Annotated in this window: 19 protein-coding genes; 3 read left to right on the plus strand and 16 right to left on the minus strand. The window is 66.5% G+C overall.

All coding sequences use genetic code 11. The features are described from left to right. Positions 1-170: 170 nt before the first annotated feature. The 12 genes from KDW96_RS09175 to KDW96_RS09230 form a co-directional block, all read right to left on the minus strand. Entirely contained in the window at positions 171-1466 is a 1296-nt protein-coding gene (locus KDW96_RS09175; protein ID WP_255840099.1) for an adenylosuccinate synthase, read from the minus strand. A 54-nt stretch (positions 1467-1520) separates the two neighbouring features. Continuing rightward, a complete protein-coding gene (locus KDW96_RS09180) occupies positions 1521-2708 on the minus strand; it encodes an ATP phosphoribosyltransferase regulatory subunit (protein WP_255840100.1) in 1188 nt (395 codons plus the stop codon). Positions 2709-2745: 37 nt separating this feature from the next. Next, positions 2746-2931, minus strand: a complete 186-nt coding sequence (locus KDW96_RS09185; protein WP_255840101.1) for a DUF2065 domain-containing protein — start codon at positions 2929-2931, stop codon at positions 2746-2748. 106 nt (positions 2932-3037) lie between these two features. Continuing rightward, complete coding sequence (hflC, locus tag KDW96_RS09190; protein ID WP_255840102.1) at positions 3038-3907, minus strand: protease modulator HflC; 870 nt, start codon at positions 3905-3907, stop codon at positions 3038-3040. Beyond that, on the minus strand, positions 3907-5064 hold the full coding sequence (gene hflK / locus KDW96_RS09195; protein WP_255840103.1) for an FtsH protease activity modulator HflK: 1158 nt from the start codon (positions 5062-5064) through the stop codon (positions 3907-3909). Before hflK ends, hflC begins: the two co-directional genes overlap by 1 nt. Positions 5065-5161: 97 nt before the next feature. After that, on the minus strand, positions 5162-6463 hold the full coding sequence (hflX, locus tag KDW96_RS09200) for a ribosome rescue GTPase HflX (RefSeq protein ID WP_255840104.1): 1302 nt from the start codon (positions 6461-6463) through the stop codon (positions 5162-5164). 14 nt (positions 6464-6477) lie between these two features. Then, positions 6478-6738 carry an RNA chaperone Hfq gene (hfq, locus tag KDW96_RS09205; protein WP_213639519.1) on the minus strand — a complete coding sequence of 87 codons (261 nt, stop codon included), beginning with the start codon at positions 6736-6738 and terminating at the stop codon, positions 6478-6480. Positions 6739-6838: 100 nt separating this feature from the next. After that, positions 6839-7813 carry a tRNA (adenosine(37)-N6)-dimethylallyltransferase MiaA gene (gene miaA, locus KDW96_RS09210; RefSeq protein ID WP_255840105.1) on the minus strand — a complete coding sequence of 325 codons (975 nt, stop codon included), beginning with the start codon at positions 7811-7813 and terminating at the stop codon, positions 6839-6841. Positions 7814-7843: 30 nt separating this feature from the next. Then, positions 7844-9721, minus strand: coding sequence for a DNA mismatch repair endonuclease MutL (gene mutL, locus KDW96_RS09215; RefSeq protein WP_255840106.1), 1878 nt, complete (start codon positions 9719-9721; stop codon positions 7844-7846). Then, complete coding sequence (locus tag KDW96_RS09220; protein ID WP_370295403.1) at positions 9718-11148, minus strand: N-acetylmuramoyl-L-alanine amidase; 1431 nt, start codon at positions 11146-11148, stop codon at positions 9718-9720. Before KDW96_RS09220 ends, mutL begins: the two co-directional genes overlap by 4 nt. 9 nt (positions 11149-11157) lie before the next feature. Next, positions 11158-11586: a tRNA (adenosine(37)-N6)-threonylcarbamoyltransferase complex ATPase subunit type 1 TsaE gene (gene tsaE, locus KDW96_RS09225; RefSeq protein ID WP_370295446.1), complete on the minus strand. Its 429-nt coding sequence runs from the start codon at positions 11584-11586 to the stop codon at positions 11158-11160. A 26-nt stretch (positions 11587-11612) separates the two neighbouring features. After that, on the minus strand, positions 11613-13115 hold the full coding sequence (locus KDW96_RS09230) for an NAD(P)H-hydrate dehydratase (RefSeq protein ID WP_255840109.1): 1503 nt from the start codon (positions 13113-13115) through the stop codon (positions 11613-11615). Positions 13116-13173: 58 nt separating this feature from the next. Between KDW96_RS09230 and queG the strand changes: the two genes are divergently transcribed. Continuing rightward, a complete protein-coding gene (queG, locus tag KDW96_RS09235) occupies positions 13174-14259 on the plus strand; it encodes a tRNA epoxyqueuosine(34) reductase QueG (RefSeq protein WP_370295404.1) in 1086 nt (361 codons plus the stop codon). Here the strand turns inward: queG and orn are convergent. Next, positions 14256-14798, minus strand: coding sequence for an oligoribonuclease (gene orn / locus KDW96_RS09240; protein WP_255840111.1), 543 nt, complete (start codon positions 14796-14798; stop codon positions 14256-14258). The genes queG and orn overlap by 4 nt on opposite strands. 36 nt (positions 14799-14834) lie before the next feature. Further along, the gene (locus KDW96_RS09245) at positions 14835-15635 is read right to left on the minus strand and encodes a class I SAM-dependent methyltransferase (protein ID WP_255840112.1); all 801 of its coding nucleotides are present in this window, start codon (positions 15633-15635) and stop codon (positions 14835-14837) included. Between the two features lie 129 nt (positions 15636-15764). On the opposite strand from KDW96_RS09245, the gene rsgA reads away from it, so the two are divergent. Further along, positions 15765-16796, plus strand: a complete 1032-nt coding sequence (gene rsgA / locus KDW96_RS09250; RefSeq protein WP_255840113.1) for a small ribosomal subunit biogenesis GTPase RsgA — start codon at positions 15765-15767, stop codon at positions 16794-16796. Between the two features lie 47 nt (positions 16797-16843). On the opposite strand, the gene motB is transcribed toward rsgA, so the two are convergent. Both motB and motA read right to left on the minus strand, forming a co-directional pair. Further along, on the minus strand, positions 16844-17878 hold the full coding sequence (gene motB / locus KDW96_RS09255) for a flagellar motor protein MotB (RefSeq protein ID WP_255840114.1): 1035 nt from the start codon (positions 17876-17878) through the stop codon (positions 16844-16846). 6 nt (positions 17879-17884) lie between these two features. After that, a complete protein-coding gene (gene motA, locus KDW96_RS09260; protein WP_255840115.1) occupies positions 17885-18736 on the minus strand; it encodes a flagellar motor stator protein MotA in 852 nt (283 codons plus the stop codon). Positions 18737-18849: 113 nt separating this feature from the next. On the opposite strand from motA, the gene KDW96_RS09265 reads away from it, so the two are divergent. Next, positions 18850-20376: an HDOD domain-containing protein gene (locus tag KDW96_RS09265; protein WP_255840116.1), complete on the plus strand. Its 1527-nt coding sequence runs from the start codon at positions 18850-18852 to the stop codon at positions 20374-20376. Positions 20377-20378: the final 2 nt, after the last annotated feature.

The following is a 20378-nucleotide window of genomic DNA, read 5'->3' on the forward strand; positions in this document are numbered from 1 at the left end:
CTGCGCAACAACAAGACGATGGCGGACACGGGCAGAACTCCTCTAAAGCCGTACAGGCTATAACGGCTGCTGGCGGGAAATATTGAGAGCGGATGGAGCCTCAACAAAGCGCCTCGCAGAAACGACAAAGGGCCGCACGAAGCGACCCTTTGCAATAGCGGCGTGCGCGATCAGGCGAACGGATGACGCAACACGATGGTTTCGTTGCGATCCGGGCCGGTGGAGATGATGTCGATCGGTGCGCCGACCAGCTCCTCGACACGCTTGATGTAGGCGCGAGCGTTAGCCGGAAGCTCGTCGAGGCTCTTGGCGCCGAGGGTCGACTCGCTCCAGCCCGGCATTTCCTCGTACACTGGCTGCAGACCGAGATAGCTGTCGGCATCGGTGGGCGCGTCAACCAGCACCTGGCCCTCGGCATCCTTGTAGCCGGTGCAGATGCAGATGGTCTCCAGACCATCGAGCACGTCCAGCTTGGTGAGGCACAGACCGGAGATGCTGTTGATCTCGATGGCGCGACGCAGGATCACCGCATCGAACCAGCCACAACGACGGGCGCGACCGGTGGTGGCGCCGAACTCGTGACCACGCTTGGCGAGGAAGGCGCCGACGTCGTCGAACAGCTCGGTGGGGAACGGACCGGAACCGACCCGCGTGGTGTAGGCCTTGGTGATGCCGAGAATGTAATCCAGGTACAGCGGGCCGAAACCGGAACCGGTGGCGATGCCGCCGGCGGTGGTGTTCGAGCTGGTCACGTAGGGATAGGTGCCGTGGTCGATGTCCAGCAGCGAGCCCTGGGCGCCCTCGAACATGATGTCCTTGTCCGCACGACGCAGTTCGTGCAGCACCGCGGTGACGTCAGCCATCATCGGCTTGAGCAGCTCGGCGTACTCCATGCACTCGTCCAGGGTCTTCTGGAAGTCGATGGCCGGCTCCTTGTAGAAGTTCTGCAGGACGAAGTTGTGGTAGTCCAGCAGCTCACCGAGCTTGGCGGCAAAGCGCTCACGGTGGAACAGATCGCCCACGCGCAGGCCGCGGCGCGCGACCTTGTCTTCGTAGGCCGGGCCGATGCCGCGACCGGTGGTGCCAATCTTGGCGTCGCCCCGGGCCTTCTCGCGAGCCTGGTCGAGGGCCACGTGGTAGGACAGAATCAGCGGACAGGCCGGACTGATGCGCAGGCGCTTGCGCACTGGCACGCCCTTCTCTTCCAGCTTGGTGATTTCGCGCATCAACGCATCGGGCGCGACCACCACGCCGTTACCGATCAGGCACTCGACGCCCTCGCGCAAAATGCCCGACGGAATCAGGTGCAACACGGTCTTCTCACCGTTGATCACCAGGGTATGGCCAGCATTGTGCCCGCCCTGATAACGCACAACGGCAGCGGCATGCTCGGTCAGCAAGTCAACGATCTTGCCCTTGCCCTCATCGCCCCACTGGGTGCCCAGGACTACGACATTCTTACCCATAACACTTGTCCTCTTCGCGCAAGCTTGATGCCGGCCGTGGCCGGCGGAAAGGATTCAGGGCGCCAGCGGCGCCACCTGCCAACGGCCATCGCGCAGCAGCAGCTGACGATCACAGCCGGCCTCATGCGCATCGGTCAATTCCTGGCCTGGCAAGGCTTGCACCACGCGCGCACCTTCGCCGCGCAGGCGCCGTATTGCCTGCCACAGGTATACATCATGGTTATCCGGGGCCCAGATGCCGGCCGGCTGCTCGCCAAGCTGCATCTGCCCCAGACTGACCAGGGTCTTCAGATCGGTGGAGAACCCGGTCGCCGGGCGCGCCCGGCCAAAGTCCGCGCCGATATCGTCGTAGCGACCGCCCTGGGCGATCGACTGACCGACCCCGGGTACGAACGCGGCGAACACCACGCCGGTGTGATAGTGGTATCCGCGCAGCTCGCCCAGATCGAAGTACAGCGGCAGCTCCGGATAACGCAGGCTCAGCGCATCGGCGATCGCCACCAGCTCGTCCAGCGCAGCATGCACCTCGTCCGGCGCTTCGACCAGACAGGCCTGCGCCAGGTCCAGCACCTCACGCCCGCCACAGAGTTCGGCCAGCGCGCGCAGCATCTTGCCCAGCGGCGCCGGCAGCGACGCGGTCAGCGCGGCAATTTCATCCACGGCCTTGCGCTGCAGGGCGTCGAAAAGCTGCTGCTCGACCTCGCCGGACAGGCCGGCGGCGCGAGCCAGGCCGCGGTAGATGCCCACATGCCCCAGGTCCATGTGCACGTCCGGCACCACCGCCAGCTCGAGCATGTCCACCAGCAGGCTGATGACCTCGACATCACTGGCCGGACTGGCGTCGCCGTACAGCTCGGCGCCGAGCTGGATGGGGCTGCGCGAGGTGGTCAGCGCACGGGGCTGAGCATGCAGCACACTGCCGGCGTAGCACAGACGGCTCGGCCCCTCACGGCGCAGGGTGTGGGCATCGATGCGCGCCACCTGCGGAGTGATGTCGGCGCGAAACCCCATCTGCCGGCCCGACAGCGGGTCGGTTACCTTGAAGGTGCGCAAGTCCAGATCCTGGCCGGCGCCGGTGAGCAGCGACTCCAGGTACTCGATATGCGGCGTCACCACGAATTCATAGCCCCAGCGCTGGAACAGGTCCAGCACCTGACGGCGCGCCACTTCGATGCGCGCCGCTTCCGGCGGCAGTACTTCTTCGATGCCATCTGGCAGTAGCCAGCGGTCTACCGTTGCCATTTCGCCATTCCCCTCTTGATCCGGGCGGCACAAGCCATCAGTGAAGCAGATAAAGGAGAGCCGTTCCCAGCAGCATGCTGGTCAGCCCCATCAGACGCAGTCGTCGATCCGACAGCCGTATCAGCTGCGCGACCGCTCCGCGCCATTGGCGCGGATAGAGGAAGGGCAGGATGCCTTCCAGCACCAGCACGAGACAAACTGCGATGCCCAGTTCCTGCCACATGATTCCCACAGACGCAAAAAAGCCGGGATTTTCCCGGCTGCCGCATCATACCACGTTTTGCGCGATGGTCACCCCGACGACCGCCTCGCGGCCGCCGGGATTTGCCTCAGGGCTTGGACTTCTCCAGGTAGCGGAAGAAGTCGCTCTTCGGATCCAGCACCAACACGTCGCTCTTGTCCGCGAAGCTTTCGCGGTAGGCCCGCAAGCTGCGATAGAAGGAGTAGAACTCCTGGTCCTGGCCATAGGCCCCGGCATAGATGGACGCCGCCTGGGCGTCGCCATCACCGCGCAGCTCTTCGGCCTCACGGTAGGCCTCGGCCAGCAGCACCCGACGCTGACGATCGGCATCGGCGCGAATCCCTTCGGCCAGCTCCTTACCCTTGGCGCGATGCTCGCGAGCCTCACGCTCACGCTCGGAGCTCATGCGATCGAACACGCTGCGGTTGACCTCTTTCGGCAGGTCGATGGTCTTGACCCGGACGTCGACCACCTCGATACCCAGCTCGTTCTGCGCGGCCCGGTTCAAGGACGCCGTCACGTCGGCCATCAGCGCATCACGCTCGCCGGACACCGACTCGTGCAGGGTACGTTTACCGAACTGGTCACGCAGCGATGCCTCCAGTCGACGCGCCAGACGCTCGTCGGCGATCTGCTTCATCCCCGAGGTGGCGGTGTAGTAGGCCTCGGCGTCGAGCACCCGCCACTTGGCGAAGGCATCGACCATCAGCGCTTTCTTTTCCAGGGTCAGGAAGCGCGAGCTGCTGGAATCCAGCGTCAGCAGACGGCCATCGAACTTGCGCACCTGATTGACGTACGGAATCTTCACATGCAGGCCCGGCTTCACGTCCGGCTCGACGATCCGGCCGAACTGCAACAGCACCGCACGCTCGGTTTGCGCAACGATATAGAAACTGTTCCAGGCGACGATCGCCAGCACCACGCCGACAATCAGGGCGATCAGCGATTTATTGCTCATCAGCGACTCTCCCTCGTGCGCAGCTCAGGCTGACGCTGACCACTGCTGCTCATGCGCGCCCCCAGATCACCCGCACCGGCGCCCGAGATGGGGCTCGGCTGGGCACTGCTGCGGCCATCGATCATCTTGTCCAGCGGCAGGTAGAGCAGGTTGTTCTGCCCCTGGTCGCCCGTGACCAGCACCTTGCTGGTATTGCCCATCAGCTCCTGCATGGTGTCCAGATACAGGCGCTCGCGCGTCACCTCTGGCGCCTTGCGATACTCGGCGACCAGTTTGCTGAAGCGATCCGCCTCACCCTGGGCGCGGGAGATCACCTCGTCGCGGTAACCGCTGGCATCCTCGATCATCCGCTGAGCCTGACCACGAGCCTCGGGGACCACGCCATTGGCGTAGGTTTCAGCGAGGTTCTTCTCGCGCTGCTCGTCCTCACGCGCGCGGATCACGTCATCGAACGCTTCCTGCACTTCGCGCGGCGCCGCGGCACTCTGCACGTTGACCTGGGTCACCAGGATGCCGGTGCGGTAGGTATCGAGGAAACGCTGCAAGCGCTCCTTGACCTCGCTGGCCAGCAGCTCACGACCCTCGGTCAGCACCTGGTCCATCTCGGTGGAGCCGACCACGTGACGCACCGCGCTGTCGGTCGCATGCTGCAGACTGACCTCGGGCTGATCGACGTTGAGCACGAAGTCCTGCAGGCTGCTGATCTTGTACTGCACGGTCAGCGGCACTTCGATGATGTTCTCGTCCTCGGTGAGCATCTGCCCCTGCTTGCTGTATGCACGCTCGCGGGTGACGTTCTCCTGGAACTTGCGATCGATCGGCGGGAAGTAGATGTTCAGGCCCGGGCCGACGGTCTCGTAGTACTTGCCGAAGCGCAGCACCACCGCCTGCTCCTGCTCGTCGACCACATAGATCGCGCTGTACAGCCAGACCAGCGCCAGCAGGCCGAGACCCACGAACAGCAGGCCGAAGCCGCCACTCTTGCCGGCGCCATCATCGCTGCCACGTTTCTTACCACCACCGAACAGCCCGTTGAGGCTTTCCTGCAGCTTGCGGAAGGCCTCGTCGAGATCCGGCGGCCCCTTGCGATCGCCGCCACGGCGCCCACCCCAAGGATCCTGATTGTTCGAGTTGCCACCCGGCTCATTCCAAGCCATAGCGCTCTCCATACTGATAAAGCAAAGACGCGCCCACGGCGCGCCAGCCCATGCTACCGAATGCCCACCACCAGCGGCAAAGCCACTGCAGCAGGCTTTATTGCAAAGTGTGTTGCTCGAGAAATTCCAACGGCTGCAACCCTTCGCGACTGACCAGCCGATTCAGCTCGACGCGCGGCAAGCGCACCGCCAGCAAACTGCTGCCATCTTCGGCGTGCCCCTCGCTCTGCACCGCCCCCAGCGCGAAGAACTGAGCGCGCAAACGCCCCAGGCGCTGAGGCAGGCAGAGGGTGCCGACAAACAGATCATTGCCTAACAGCTCGGCGACCGCCTGCTCCAGCAGCGGCAAGCCACGGCCGTCGCGCGCAGACAACCAGACACGCTGCGGTCGCCCATCTGCATCGCGCTGGATCTGCGGCTCGACGCCTTCGAGCAGATCCAGCTTGTTGTACACCTCCAGCATAGGCAGTTCCTGGGCGCCAATCTCGCCCAGCACCGCAACGACCTGCTCGATCTGCGCCATGCGCTCGGGCTCATGGGCGTCGATCACGTGCAGCAGCAGGTCAGAGTTACTCGACTCCTCCAGGGTTGCCCGGAATGCCTCGACCAGCTTGTGCGGCAGGTGACGGATGAAGCCCACGGTGTCGGCCAGCACGATCGGCCCCAGGTCATCCAGCTCCAGGCGACGCAGGGTCGGATCGAGGGTGGCGAACAGCTGGTCGGCAGCATAGACCTGCGAAGTGGTCAGGGCGTTGAACAGCGTGGACTTGCCGGCGTTGGTGTAACCGACCAGCGAGACCGAAGGGATGTCCGCGCGCTTGCGCCCGCGCCGTGCCTGTTCGCGCTGACTGCGCACCTTGTCCAGCTTCTGCTTGATCTGACGGATGCGCACCCGCAACAGCCGGCGGTCGGTCTCCAGCTGGGTTTCACCCGGTCCACGCAGGCCGATACCGCCTTTCTGCCGTTCCAGGTGGGTCCAGCCGCGCACCAGACGGGTGCTCATGTGGTCCAGCTGGGCCAGTTCGACCTGCAGCTTGCCCTCATGGGTGCGCGCGCGCTGAGCGAAGATATCGAGGATCAGCCCGGTGCGGTCGAGCACGCGACACTCGAAGACGCGCTCGAGGTTGCGCTCCTGACTGGGCGTAAGGACGTGATTGAAGATCACCAGATCGGCTTCGGCAGCTTTGACCAGGTCGCGCAACTCTTCGACCTTGCCGCTGCCGATCAGGAACTTCGCAGTCAGCCTGTTACTCGGGACGCTGAGAAAAGCTACGGTCTCAGCGCCGGCCGAGAGGGCCAGCTCCTGAAACTCTTGCGGATCTTCGCGCGCCTCGGAGTCTTGGCCTTCCAGATGAACCAGTATGGCCCGTTCACCACCTTCATGGCGCTCGAAGAACAATGCAGCCCCCTACTTTAGGCGTTACCAGGCTCGGCTTCCGCCTGCTCGGACTCAGAAGCGCTCGGCAGACGCACCGGACGGCTCGGCACCACGGTGGAAATGGCGTGCTTGTAGACCATCTGGCTGACAGTGTTCTTCAGCAGAATCACGAACTGGTCGAAGGACTCGATCTGACCCTGCAGCTTGATGCCGTTGACCAGGTAGATGGAAACCGGGACGCGTTCCTTACGCAGGGTATTGAGGTAAGGGTCTTGTAGCGAATGCCCTTTTGACATGTGCCGCACTCCTATAAAGGTCAAAAACAATAATTTTAATAAACCAACAAATGGCTTTAAGCCCTCTACCCCCCAAGGATAGACGGCCCACGGCAAGGTCTCAGGTCAATATGGAGACCGATGCCAGGTATTTCAAGGCGCGCGACAGATTGTCGCGATCCAGGCTATCCAGCCAGTGCACGCCGTCCCAGCCGCGCAGCCACGTAAACTGACGCTTGGCCAGCTGGCGCGTGGCGACGATGCCGCGCTCGCGCATCTGCGTGTAGCTCAGATTGCCGTCTAGATAATCCCAGACCTGGCGGTAGCCCACCGCCCGTATAGACGGCAACCCGACGTGCAAGTCACCTCGCCGACGCAGGCCTTCGACCTCGGCGACGAAGCCCTGTTCCAACATCAGCTGAAATCGTTGCGCAATCCGCGCGTGCAGCACCGAGCGCTCGGCCGGCGCAATAGCCAACTGCGCGACAGTATAGGGGAATTGCCCCGCGCCAGCCCCTCCGCCGCCAGGTTTTTCTGCTGCCTGTCGCTGGCGGTGCGTGGTCATCGTCATACCGCTCAGTCGGTAGACCTCCAGCGCCCGGGTCAGGCGCTGCGGATCGTTGGGATGGATACGCGCCGCCGATTCCGGGTCCACGGCCTGCAACTCGCGGTGCAGCGCGGCCCAGCCCTCGGCCTGCCCCCGCGCCTCCAGCTCGGCGCGCAGCTGCGGGTCCGCGCCGGGCATATCGGCCAGCCCTTCCAGCAGCGTCTTGTAGTACATCATGGTGCCGCCCACCAGCAGGGGAATTCGCCCCCGCGCGGTGATCTGCGCCATCGCCGCCAGGGCGTCATCGCGGAATTCGGCCGCCGAATAGCTTTCGGCCGGGTCGCGGATATCGATCAGGCGGTGGGGAAACGCGCCCAGCACGGCCTTGTCGGGCTTGGCGGTGCCGATGTCCATGCCGCGATAGATCAGCGCCGAGTCGACGCTGATCAGCTCGCAGGGCAATACCCGCGCCAGCTCCATGGCCAGATCGGTCTTGCCGGCTGCAGTCGGCCCCATCAGGAAAATCGCCGGCGGCAGGCGCTCGGACATGGTCAGACCTTCTTCGTGTGCGGCGGCCAATCAGCGGCCACGCAGGAACAACTTGTCGAGCTCGTCCATGCCCAGCTGCGTCCAGGTCGGCCGCCCGTGATTGCACTGGCCACTGCGCTCGGTGTGCTCCATGTCGCGAAGCAACGCGTTCATTTCCGGCAGGCTCAGACGGCGGTTGGCGCGCACCGCGCCATGACAGGCCATGGTGCCGAGCAGTTCGTTGAGGTGTGCCTGGATGCGGTCGCTGCTGCCGTACTCGAGCAGGTCGGCCAGCACGTCACGCACCAGCTGGGTCGCCTCGGCCTGCTTGAGCAGCGCGGGGATCTGCCGGATCGCCAGGCTTTCCGGCCCGAGGCGCTGCAGCTCGAAGCCCAGGCGCTGGAACCAGGTCCCGTGCTCCTCGGCGCAATCCGCCTCGCGCTGACTGACGGCCAGCGATTCGGGCACCAGCAACGGCTGGCTGCGCAGCCCCTCGCTGGCCATGGCGACCTTGAGCCGCTCGTAGGTGATACGTTCATGAGCCGCATGCATGTCGACCAGCACCAGGCCCTGGACGTTCTCGGCGAGGATATACACCCCCTTCAACTGGGCGACGGCATAACCGAGCGGCGGTACGTCGCCCTGCGCCTCGGGCAGGCTGGCAGGGGCGGCGGACGGCGTCAGTGGCGCAAAATACTCGCGATAGGCGCCGCGGGCCTCGGCCGCCGGCAGCGAGGGCTCGGGCCTCGGCGCCTGATAGCCGGCGCCCGGCGACTGCCAGACGGAATCGCCCTGCGGCCGCTCCAGCACGCTGGCGGCCAGGCCGATCTCGCCCTGCGGGCCGAACTCGCCGGCCGCCTGGCCGGTCGGCCGCACCATCGTGCCGACCGCCGCAGGCGCCGCCAGTTGATCCTCGGGCCGGACCTCGCCCAGGGCGCGATGCAGGGTGCCGTAGAGGAAGTCGTGAACCATGCGACCGTCGCGAAAGCGCACCTCATGCTTGGTCGGGTGCACGTTGACATCGACCACCCCCGGGTCGATCTCCAGGAACAGCACGAAGGTCGGATGCCGGCCGTTGAACAGCACGTCGCGATAGGCCTGGCGCACCGCATGGGCCACCAGCTTGTCGCGGATCATTCGCCCATTGACGTAGAAATACTGCAGGTCGGCCTGGCTGCGCGAGAAGGTCGGCAGGCCGACCCAGCCCCACAGGTGCAGGCCGTTGCGCTCGATCTCGATCGGCAGGGCCTGCTCGAGAAAGGCCGGACCGCAGACCGCGGCGACCCGCCGCGCGCGCCCCGCCTCGTCGTTCGCCTCATGCAGCGCCAGCACCACCTTGCCGTTGTGGCGCAGGTGGAAGGCCACATCGAAACGCGCCAGGGCCAGTCGCTTGATGACCTCCTGCAGGTGATCGAACTCGGTCTTCTCGGTACGCAGGAACTTGCGCCGCGCCGGGGTATTGAAGAACAGGTCGCGCACCTCCACCGAGGTGCCGACCGGGTGTGCCGCCGGCTGCACCCGCGGCTGCATGTCACGCCCCTCGGTCTCCACCTGCCAGGCCTGCTCGGCGTCGGCGGTACGGGAAGTCAGGGTCAGGCGGGCGACCGAACTGATCGAGGCCAGCGCCTCGCCACGAAAGCCCAGGCTCATGACCTGCTCGAGGTCCTCCAGCTCGCGAATCTTGCTGGTGGCATGGCGCGCCAGCGCCAGGGGCAGGTCATCCGGGGGGATGCCACCGCCGTCGTCACGCACCCGCAGCAACTTGATGCCACCCTGCTCGACATCCACCTCGATACGCCGGGCGCCGGAATCCAGGCTGTTCTCCAGCAGCTCCTTGATTACCGAGGCCGGCCGCTCGACCACCTCGCCGGCGGCGATCTGGTTGGCCAGCCGCGGGCTGAGCAGCTGGATTCGCGCCGCGCCACTCACGGCTGAGCCGCCAGCGCGGTGGCGGGAATCTGCAGGGTCTGACCGACCTTGATCACGTCGGAGCGCAGGGCATTGGCGCTGCGCAGCGCGCCGAGGCTGATCTGATAGCGCTGGGCAATCAGCGCCAGGCTCTCGCCGGAGCTGACCACATGCTCGCGGGGTCCCGGGGCAATCTTGCCGTTGTCACGCAGCCAGGCCAGGTAGGTGCCGGGCGGCGGGTTCTGCTGGAAGAACTGGCGCACCCCGGAGAGGATCGAGCGCGACATCGCCTGCTGATAGCTCAAGGTGGCCAGCTTGCGCGCCTCGCCGGGGTTGGAGATGAACCCAGTCTCAACCAGGATCGACGGAATATCCGGCGACTTGAGCACCATGAAGCCGGCCTGCTCGACCCGCCGCTTGTGCAGATGAGTGATCTGCCCCATGTTGCTCAGCACCTTCTGCCCGACGTTCAGGCTCGACGACAGCGAGGCGGTCATCGACAAATCCAGCAGCACGCCGGCGAGCATCTTGTCCTTGTCGTCGAGGCTGACGTTGCCGGCACCGCCGATCAGGTCCGACTGGTTCTCCGAGTCGGCCAACCAACGCGCCGTCTCCGAGGTGGCGCCACGGTCCGACAGGGCATACACCGAGGCGCCGGAAGCCGAGGCCCGCGGCGCCGCGTCGGCATGAATGGAGACGAACAGGTCGGCGCCCTTCTTGCGGGCGATCTCGGTGCGCTTGCGCAGCGGGATGAAGTAGTCGCCGGTGCGCACCAGCTCGGCGCGAAAGCCCTTCTCCGCATTGATCTGGCGTTGCAGCTCCTTGGCTATCGCCAGGGTCACGTGCTTCTCGTATTGGCCCTTGACCGGCGACAGGGCGCCCGGGTCTTCACCGCCGTGACCGGCGTCGATGGCGATGACGATATCGCGCTTGCCACCGGGCACGGGGATCAGCTTCGGCGGCGCCTGGGTCGGGGTGACCGGCACGGGCGCGGCACTGGCGGTCGCCGTCGAGGGCCGACTGGGCGCCGCGTCGGCCTGCTGATCGAACAGGTCGACGACCAGACGATGGCCATACTGCTGATTGGGCGCCAGGGTGAAGCTCTTCGGCGTCACCGCCGCTGCCAGGTCGATCACCACGCGCAACTGGTCGGCGGTGCGTTGCGCCGAGCGCACGCCGGTGATCGGCGTATTGCTCAGGGCCAGCTGGTCGAACCCGGTGGCCAGCTTGGCGCCCGCGACATCGATGACGATACGATTCGGTGCACTGAGGGTGAACACGCTGTGCTCAACCGGCCCGGACAGGTCGAAGACCAGGCGGGTATTATCCGGCGCGCGCCACAGCCGCACGCTGCGCACATCCGAAGCGGCAAACACCTCGGCGGCAAACGCCGCCATTACCACCCCTACCGCGATGAAACGCGCGCCTATGCGCATAGCCAACCCCATCTGTTTTAATCATGCTCCGATGGCCAGGGCGGCACACCAGGCTTCGCCGCGCGCGCTCAGCGCCTGCAGGCGCAGCGAACGGCCGGCCGCTTGCGGGCTAATGGTAATGTCCAGGTCGGCCTTTGGCAAAATGCCCGCGCCGCGCTGGGGCCACTCCACCAGACACAAGGCGTCCCCGGCGAAGTAGTCACGAATGCCGAGAAACTCCAGTTCCTCCGGATCGAGCAGACGATACAGGTCGAAGTGAAAGGCCCGCACCCCGTCAATTTCATAGGGCTCGACCAGGGTAAAGGTCGGACTCTTGACCGCGCCGACATGACCCAGACCGCGGATAATGCCGCGCGCCAGGGTGGTCTTGCCGGCGCCCAGGTCGCCGTGCAGGTAGATCACCCCCAGCCCCTTGCTGGCCTGGGCGATGGCCGCCCCCAGGGCATACATGGCCGCTTCATCGGCGGCGTAGCGTTCTAATTCGGACAAGCGCACTGCTCCTGCATCATCTGACGAATGGCGTCGCACAAATCGCTCGCCGCCAACCCAACCCCCTTGCCGGCCAGCACCTCGCCAGCCCGCGCATGCAGCCACACGGCCAGGCTGGCCGCCGCCAGCGGCGCCAGCCCCTGCCCCAGCAAGGCGCCGATCAGGCCGGCCAGCACATCGCCCAGGCCGGCGCCGGCCATGACCGGATGACCGCGATCGCACAGGCGCAAGGTCCCGAGCGGGTCGGCGACCAGGGTGCCGGCCCCCTTCAACACGCAAACCGCCTGGTAGCGCCGCGCCAGCTCCAGCGCCGCCGCCGGGCGATCGGCCTGCACCTCGGCCGCGTCGACGCCGAGCAGGCGCGCCGCCTCGCCCGGGTGCGGGGTGATCACACTCCCAGCCGGCAGCTGGACCGCGCCGGACGCCAACAGGTTGAGGGCGTCGGCATCCCACACCTGGGGCACGGAGGCCGTGGCCGCCGCCGCCGACAGCAGACTGCGCCCCCAGGCGCCCTGCCCCAGCCCAGGACCAACCACCCAGACGCTCGCCCCCGCACCCAGCGCCAGCAGCTGATTGGCCGAGGCCACCGCCACGCTCATCACCTCGGGCAGGCGTGCCTGGGCCGCCGCCAGATGCTCGCCGCGGCTGGCCAGCGACACCAGGCCGGCGCCGCCGCGCAGGGCGCTCTGCGCCGCCAGCAGGGCCGCGCCGGCGAAACCGCGATCGCCGCCGACCACCAGCACATGGCCAAGCCGGCCTTTGTGCACCGTGCGCGGCCTGGCGGGCATGCGCGGCAGACTGCCCGGGGCCAGGCGCTGGGCGACCCGGGCCTGGTCATCGACCAGTTGCGGATCGGCCTGCAAATCGTCATGGACCAGTTCACCGACCCAGTCGGGCGCCACCCCGGTGAACAGACCGATCTTCAGGCCGATCAGGGTCACCGTCAGCTGCGCGCGCACCGCCACCCCCAGCACTTGGCCGCTGTCGGCACACAGGCCGCTGGGAGTGTCCACCGCCAGCACCGGCAGGTCGGCGGCGTTGAGCTGGCGAATGGCCTGGGCGTAAGGCTCGCGCACGGCGCCCCGCAGGCCGGTGCCGAGCAGGGCATCGACCACCACCCCCTCGAGCGGTGCGCACTCGCTCCAGGCCTGCAGCGCCACCCCGACGCCAAGCGCCTCATCCCGCGCCCGCGCCGCATCGCCCTGCAGCTGTGCCGGGTCGCCAACCGCCAGCACCCGCACGCGCCAGCCGGCGCGCAAGGCCAGGGCGGCAACCAGGTAGCCATCTCCGGCGTTGTTGCCGCGCCCGGTCAGCACGGTGACCGCGCCGGCGTCCGGCCAGCGCCGGCGCAGGGCCCGCCAGATGGCATGGGCGGCGCGACTCATCAGCTCGAAGCCCGGGGTACCGGCGGCGATCAGCCGAGCATCGAGCTCGCGCACCTGGGCGGCGCTGTAGAGGGCAAGTGGAAGACTGTCTGGCGATTGCGGCATGCGTCGGCTCCGATGTCTGGCAGAATTATACCCACCTCCACTCAGGTTTCCGCTCAGCATGTCCGTCTCTTGCACCGATCTCGCCACGCTCGCCCAGTCGATCAAGGACTGGGGCCGCGAGCTGGGTTTCCAGCAGGTGGGCATTGCCGGCCTGGACCTGGGCGAGCACGAGGCGCACCTGCAGCGCTGGCTGGCCGCCGGCTACCAGGGCGAGATGGACTACATGGCCGCCCATGGCAGCAAGCGCTCGCACCCCGAGCAGCTGGTGCCCGGCACCCTGCGGGTGGTGTCGCTGCGCATGGACTACCTGCCCGCCGACACCCAGATGGCCGAACGCCTGGCGCAACCGCAGAAGGCCTATGTGTCGCGCTACGCCCTGGGTCGCGATTACCACAAGCTGATCCGCAAGCGCCTGCAGCAGCTGGCCGAGCGCATCCAGCAGGAGATCGGCCCGTTCGGCTATCGCGCCTTCGTCGACAGCGCCCCGGTACTTGAGAAAGCCATCGCCGAGCAGGCCGGGCTCGGCTGGATCGGCAAGAACACCCTGGTGCTCAACCGCAAGGCCGGCAGCTACTTCTTCCTGGGCGAGCTGTTCGTCGACATTCCCCTGCCCGTCGATGCGCCCCACGCCAGCGAGCACTGCGGACGCTGCAGCGCCTGCCTGGACATCTGCCCGACCCAGGCCTTCGTCAGCCCCTACCAGCTGGATGCGCGGCGCTGCATCTCCTACCTGACCATCGAGCTGAAGGGCCCCATCCCCGAGGGGCTGCGCGCGCCGATCGGCAACCGGGTGTTCGGCTGCGACGACTGCCAGATGGTCTGCCCCTGGAACCGCTTCGCCCGCCCCAGCGAGCAGGGCGACTTTCAGCCACGGCATCAACTGGACAACAGCGAGCTGGCCGAGCTGTTTCGCTGGAGCGAGGAGGAGTTCCTCAGCCGCACCGAAGGCTCGCCGCTGCGCCGCGCCGGCTACGAACGCTGGCTGCGCAACCTGGCGGTCGGCCTGGGCAACGCGCCATCGAGCATTCCGGTGCTCGAGGCGCTGCAGGCGCGCCGCGCGCACCCTTCGGCGCTGGTACGCGAGCATGTGGAGTGGGCGCTGGCCCAGCATGCTGCCCGCGGCGCCGCGGTGAGCGGCGTTTAGAACTTGAGGAAGTGCTCGCGGTAGTACTTGAGCTCGGCGATCGACTCGCGGATATCGTCCAGGGCCTGGTGACTGGCCTTTTTCTGGAACCCTTCCTTGAGCTGCGGCGCCCAGCGGTCGGCGAGGATCTTGAGGGTGGTGACGTCCAGGTAGCGGTAGTGGAAATAGGCTTCCAGGTCCGCCATGTAGCGGTAGAGGAAGCGCCGGTCCTGGGCGATGCTGTTGCCGCAGATCGGCGACTTGCCCTTGGGCACCCACTGTTCGAGGAAGGCCAGGGTCTGGGCCTCGGCCTCGGCCGGGCCGATCTTGCTGTCGCGCACGCGCTGGGTCAGGCCGCTCTCGCCATGGGTGCGGGTATTCCACTCGTCCATGCCGGCGAGCGCCTCATCGCTCTGGTGCACCGCGATCACCGGTCCCTCGGCCAGGACGTTGAGCTCGCTGTCGGTGACGATGGTGGCCATTTCGATGATGAGGTCTTTCTCCGGATCCAGACCGGTCATTTCCAGGTCGATCCAGATCAGGTTCTGTGGGTTCTGCATGCTGCGCTCCTCGGCTAGGATCGCCAGTTTAGCGAATTATTCGCCCGGCGATGCGCCTGACTCGCCGCCCATGCGCCACAGCAGCAGGCGAGACCGGCGCCAGTCGTGCAGTTCGATCGCGCGGTCCGCCGCCACCCCGGGCACCTCGAAGCTGTTGCTGACCAGCCAGGCGTCCGCCTTCATCTGCGCCCGGGCCTTTTCCCAGAGCGCCGCCATGGGCGCCGGAGAAAGGAAGCAGTAGACCACCTCGAAGGCGGACAGGTCGGTGCGCCACAGGCTGGCGTAGCGCACCCGGCAGTTGCCCCGCCCCAGGCAGCGCAACCAGGCGATGGCGAAGGTCAGAGGGGCGGTCTCGACGCCGACGAACTGCGCCTCGGGAAAGCGCCGAGCCAGGTGCAGCAGGGTGCCCGCCGGGCCGCAGCCGAGGTCGACGAAGCGAAAGTCCGCCGCCCGCGCCGCCAGCAGCGCCACCAACTGTTCGCGGCAGCGCGCGCCGCTCAGGTACAGGGGTACGCGCTCGATCAGGCTGTTCCAGTTGAGCAGCAACAGCAGCGCGAAGGCGACCAGAAACACCCATCCTGGCAGCCGCGCGCCACTGCCGAGCAACAGCGCCGGGACGAACAGCAGGTTCAGCCACCACCACCAGCGCGCCAGGCCCAGCCATTGCCCCAGACAGGCCGCCACCAGCCCCTGCGCCAATCCGGCCAGCAGCCAGGGCGCGCGCCAGTCGGACAGCTGCGCCCCCAGGTAAACCAGCCCGCCAACCAGCAGGGTCGCCGCCAGTTGCGCCAGCAGCGCCCGCAACGCCGGATTGCGGCCTCCTACGCTATCGCCCATTCGTCTGCCCACCCCGAAAGATGCCCGGCAGTGTACCGAGCGCATTGGCCTGGCGCAGCCGACGAGTCGTACCCGCCGCGTGCTAAACTCGCGGCCGGTTTTCACTGCGACTCAACCCTCGAGATCCCCATGGCCAAACGCCAACTCAACCGCCGGCAAAGCTGGCGCATCGAAAAGATCCAGGGCGAGCGCGCCGCCCGCGCCGCCAAGCGCGAGTCACACGCCGTAGAGATCCTGGAAGGCGGTGACCTCGGCCCGGAACAGACAGGCCTGGTGATCGCCCACTTCGGCGTGCAGGTCGAGGTCGAAGCCGAGGAAGGCGAGCAGCGCGGCCAGGTGTTCCGCTGCCACCTGCGCGCCAACCTGCCGACGCTGGTCACCGGCGACCGCGTGGTGTGGCGCGCCGGCAACCAGGGCATCGGCGTGATCGTTGCCCAGCTGCCGCGCGTCAGCGAGCTGTGTCGCCCCGACAGCCGCGGCCAGCTCAAACCGGTGGCGGCCAACGTCGACCTGATCGTCATCGTCTTCGCGCCACTGCCGGAACCCCACGCCAATCTGATCGACCGCTACCTGGTGGCTGCCGAGCACGCTGGCATCCGCCCGCTGCTGCTGCTGAACAAGGCCGACCTGATCGATGAGCAGAACGCGGTGGCGCTCAACGCCATGCTCGCCGTCTACCGCCAGCTCGGCTACCCGCTGCTGGAGGTCTCGGCCCACCACGGCGACGGCATGGAAAAGCTCAAGCAGCAGCTGGACGGCCACGTCAGCGTCTTCGTCGGCCAGTCCGGGGTGGGCAAGTCGTCACTGGTCAACAGCCTGCTACCCGGGGTCGACACCCGGGTCGGTGCGCTGTCGGAACTGACCGGCAAGGGCACCCACACCACCACCACCGCGCGGCTGTTCCACTTTCCCGGCGGCGGCGAGCTGGTCGACTCCCCCGGCATTCGCGAATTCGGCCTGGTGCACGTCAGTCGCGACGACGTCGAGGCCGGCTTCATCGAGTTCCACGAGTTGCTCGGGCAGTGCCGGTTCCGCGACTGCAAGCACGACCGCGAACCCGGCTGCGCGCTGCTCAAGGCGCTGGAGGAGGGACGCGTCCACCCGCAGCGCATGGCCAGCTACCGGCACATCCTCGCCAGCCTCCCGGAAGCCGACTACTGATACGACCAGGCCGCGATCACTCGCGGCCTGGTCTCAACGGGTGCTGGTCACTGCTCTGGCGGGTTGAATTGCAGCACCCCGTCCTCGAAGATGTTCGAGCGAGGACTCAGCCCCTCGGTCGGCACCGGCGGCGTTGAGTCTCCCGCAGACGCCGGCACTTCAGGCACGGTCTCCACCGGTGTCGCCGAGGATGCCGACTCGTCCCCCGGCAGCTCGCCCTCGATGGCACGCTGGGCCTTCCTGGTCAGCACGACGATATCGATGCGCCGGTTGATCGGATTGAGCGGGTCCTGCCGGTCGAACAGGGCCGAGGAGGCATACCCCACCACCCGCGCCACCTGCTCCTCGTCATAACCGCCGGCCACCAGCACGCGGCGGGCGGCATTGGCGCGATCGGCAGACAACTCCCAGTTGCCGAAATCGCCCGTGCCCGCGAAGGGCTTGGCATCGGTGTGACCGCTGATGCTGATCTTGTTCGGTACCGCCTTGATGGTGTCGACCATGGCCAGCAGAATGTCTTCGAAATAGGGCTGCAGCTGCGCACTGCCGAGGTCGAACATCGGCCGGCTCTCGGCATCGACGATCTGGATGCGCAGGCCATCCTGGGTGATCTCGAACAGGATCTGATCCTTGAAGCGCTGCAGCTGGGGATTTTCCTCGACCTTGTTCTGCAACTCCTGCAGCAGCAGCTCCAGGCGCTCGCGCTCCAGCTCCTCGGCCAGACCTTCGGCCAGTTCCTCCACCTGCTGCGAGGCCGCATCAACCGGCTCGCTCTCACTGTCCTGGGTGACCGCAGGGTCCTGAACCTCCGGATTCAGCGTGCGCTCCGGCGCCGGTGTTGGCGACCCGCCGAGGTCAATTACATAGGGGCTGGCACTCTCGCTGAAGCCGATCGGGTCCTTGAAGTACCCGGAGATCAGCTTCTTCTGCTCAGGCGATGCCGAGGACATCAGCCACATCACCAGGAAAAACGCCATCATCGCCGTGGCGAAGTCGGCGAAGGCGATCTTCCAGGCGCCACCGTGGTGGCTGCCGGCAGTCTTCTTGACCCGTTTGACGATGATCGGCTGGTTGTTTTCCATGGTTCATCAGTTCCCGCGCATCGCCTGTTCCAGCTCGGTGAAGCTCGGGCGATGGGCCGGGAACAGGGTCTTGCGGGCGAACTCCACGGCCAGCGACGGCGGCATGCCCGACGCCGAGGCCACCAGCGCGGCCTTGATCGCTTCGAATACGTTGAGCTCCTCCTTGGCGTCGTGCTCCAGCGCGGAGGACAGTGGACCAAAGAAACCGTAGGAAGCGAGAATGCCGAGGAACGTACCGACCAACGCGGTGCCGACCTTCTCACCGATTTGCGCGTTGTCGGCCTCGGCAAGAATCGACATGGTCAGCACGATGCCCAGCACCGCCGCGACGATCCCCATCGCCGGCAGACCGTCGGCAACCTTGGACACCGCATGCGCAGGATGCTCTAGGTCTTCCTTCAGGCTGGCCAGTTCCATGTCGAACAGCCCCTCCAGCTCGTGCGGGGCCATGTTGCCGGACGACATGATGCGCAGGTAGTCGCAGATGTACGCGGTCATCCGCTCATCCTGAAGGATCGCCGGGTACTTGCTGAAGATCGGGCTGGCCGCCGGGTCTTCGAGGTCGGCCTCGATGGCCATCATCCCCTCTCGTCGGCTCTTATTGAGGATCTCGTAGAGCAGCCGCAACACTTCCAGGTAGAAGGTATGGGTGAAGCGCGAACTGAACATCTTCAGGGACTTCTTGAAGACGCGCATGAAGGTACTGCCCGGATTGGCCTGCAGGAAGCCCCCCAAAGCAGCGCCGCCGATGATCATCACCTCGAAGGGGTGCACCAGCGCCATGAACTGTCCCCCGGACAGGATGAAGCCGCCGAGCACGCTGGCGATGACCACAATGATGCCAATGATTTTTGCCATAGGAAGGAAACTTGCAGCAGCCAGAGAAAGGGATTGTTTAAACAACCCTTCTATTTATCGGAAGTTATGCGCGAGACTATAGCCTGTTAAGGTCAAAAGCCAGCTCGCCCCACATGCCGACGCCCTCCCCCCGCAGTCTCGACGCCTGGCTCAAACAGCTGGACAAGCAACTTTTGCCGGTGCCTGCCGATTGTCACCAGCGGGTCTGTCGCGCCCTCGGCGACAGTCGCCGCTCGCTACGTTACATCGCCGACCTGATGCAGGGCAGTCCGGCCCTGGCCCTGCGGGTGCTGCGCGAGGCCAATCGACAAACCGGCGCCCTCGGCGAACCGGCGGAGAGCCTGGAGAATGCGATCGGCCGCCTCGGCTTGCAGCGCACCGAGGAGCTGCTGCACCGCCAGCCGACCCTGCCGGCCGAAGATATTCCTCGGGCCCTGCGGCAGGTCCAGCTGATCAGCCAACATGCCAGCCAGCAGGCCAACGGCCTGTTCGCCGGGCGCCTGGCAAGGCTGTGGCAGGAGATCCACTGGGGCAGCCTGCTGTTTCTGGCGCCGGTGTGGACCCTACTGGCCGCGCAGCCGGAGCTGTTCGACCAGTGGGAGCAACGGGTGCTGATCGAGGGCGAGCCGGCCAGCCGAGTCGAGCAGGAACTGCTCGGCGTGCCCCTGCTCCAGCTCTGCCTGGCGCTGGCCGAGCATTGGCGACTGCCGGAGTGGGTAGTCCAGGGCTATCGCCTGCTGACCCAGGACCGCCGCCTGCTGATCAAGGCGCTGCATATTGCCCGCGACAACGAACACCCGCTGCATCAGCAACAGTTGCTCGATGCCGAACCCCAGCTGCGGCGCTGGCTGACCCAGCCGGGAAACACCATCGTCCTGGCCAACGGCCTGGCCCTGTCGGCGCATCAGGCCTGGAGCAGCCCCCACAGCCTGCGCTGGCAGCGCCTGACGGGCCTCTACCTGCAGCTGCCGCTGCACGAGGTACAGCAGCAAATCCATCAGCAAGCCGCCCAGAGCGCGCGCCAACATGCGGTGAGCGGCCTCTGGCACCCGGCCGAAGCGCTGCTGTGGCCAAGCGGAGCCCTCCATTTGCGCGTCCCCGCCCAGGCGACCGGCGCCCCGCCGCCGCCGAAAGTGACGGAAGTCGATGAGTGGCGCCACTTGTGCACCCAACTGCTCGCCCAACCCAGCGCTTTCCACAACCTCGAACAGCTCGGCAGCGCCGCTGGCCAGGCCTTGCAAGCCTGCGGCCTGCAGCGGGTGTTGCTGCTCATGGCGGATCGCAGCCATAGCCGTTTGCGCGCGCTGTACCACGCCGGCCTGGATCAGTCGGCGACCGGTCTGCTTCTCGAGCCACAGCACAGCCAGGTGCTGCGCCGACTGCTCAAGGAGCCCGGACAGCTGCGCCTGACCCCCGGCAACTTCGCCCAGTTTTCCGCCCTGCTGCCTGGTGCACTGAAGCTGCTGTTTCCCAGCGAGCACCTGGTCTTTCGCTCACTGGTCTGCAACGGCCGGGTCGCGCTGTTGCTGGTGGTAGACCGCCAGGGCAGCCCCTTCAGCGAGGCCAACCTGCAGGCCTTCGGCAAAACCGCACAATGCATCGAGCGCGCCCTGGCCAGCTTTGCCAAACGCACACCCTAGGC

The organism is Pseudomonas benzenivorans (genome assembly GCF_024397895.1).
GTDB lineage: Bacteria > Pseudomonadota > Gammaproteobacteria > Pseudomonadales > Pseudomonadaceae > Aquipseudomonas > Aquipseudomonas benzenivorans_A.

Coding starts and splice junctions, on each gene's coding strand:
- KDW96_RS09175 (WP_255840099.1), bottom strand. CDS start 1,466: ATGGGTAAGAATGTCGTAGTCCTGGGCACCCAGTGGGGCGATGAGGGC.
- KDW96_RS09180 (WP_255840100.1), bottom strand. CDS start 2,708: ATGGCAACGGTAGACCGCTGGCTACTGCCAGATGGCATCGAAGAAGTA.
- KDW96_RS09185 (WP_255840101.1), bottom strand. CDS start 2,931: ATGTGGCAGGAACTGGGCATCGCAGTTTGTCTCGTGCTGGTGCTGGAA.
- hflC (WP_255840102.1), bottom strand. CDS start 3,907: ATGAGCAATAAATCGCTGATCGCCCTGATTGTCGGCGTGGTGCTGGCG.
- hflK (WP_255840103.1), bottom strand. CDS start 5,064: ATGGCTTGGAATGAGCCGGGTGGCAACTCGAACAATCAGGATCCTTGG.
- hfq (WP_213639519.1), bottom strand. CDS start 6,738: ATGTCAAAAGGGCATTCGCTACAAGACCCTTACCTCAATACCCTGCGT.
- miaA (WP_255840105.1), bottom strand. CDS start 7,813: ATGTCCGAGCGCCTGCCGCCGGCGATTTTCCTGATGGGGCCGACTGCA.
- KDW96_RS09220 (WP_370295403.1), bottom strand. CDS start 11,148: ATGGGGTTGGCTATGCGCATAGGCGCGCGTTTCATCGCGGTAGGGGTG.
- tsaE (WP_370295446.1), bottom strand. CDS start 11,586: ATGTATGCCCTGGGGGCGGCCATCGCCCAGGCCAGCAAGGGGCTGGGG.
- KDW96_RS09230 (WP_255840109.1), bottom strand. CDS start 13,115: ATGCCGCAATCGCCAGACAGTCTTCCACTTGCCCTCTACAGCGCCGCC.
- queG (WP_370295404.1), top strand. CDS start 13,174: ATGTCCGTCTCTTGCACCGATCTCGCCACGCTCGCCCAGTCGATCAAG.
- orn (WP_255840111.1), bottom strand. CDS start 14,798: ATGCAGAACCCACAGAACCTGATCTGGATCGACCTGGAAATGACCGGT.
- KDW96_RS09245 (WP_255840112.1), bottom strand. CDS start 15,635: ATGGGCGATAGCGTAGGAGGCCGCAATCCGGCGTTGCGGGCGCTGCTG.
- rsgA (WP_255840113.1), top strand. CDS start 15,765: ATGGCCAAACGCCAACTCAACCGCCGGCAAAGCTGGCGCATCGAAAAG.
- motB (WP_255840114.1), bottom strand. CDS start 17,878: ATGGAAAACAACCAGCCGATCATCGTCAAACGGGTCAAGAAGACTGCC.
- motA (WP_255840115.1), bottom strand. CDS start 18,736: ATGGCAAAAATCATTGGCATCATTGTGGTCATCGCCAGCGTGCTCGGC.
- KDW96_RS09265 (WP_255840116.1), top strand. CDS start 18,850: ATGCCGACGCCCTCCCCCCGCAGTCTCGACGCCTGGCTCAAACAGCTG.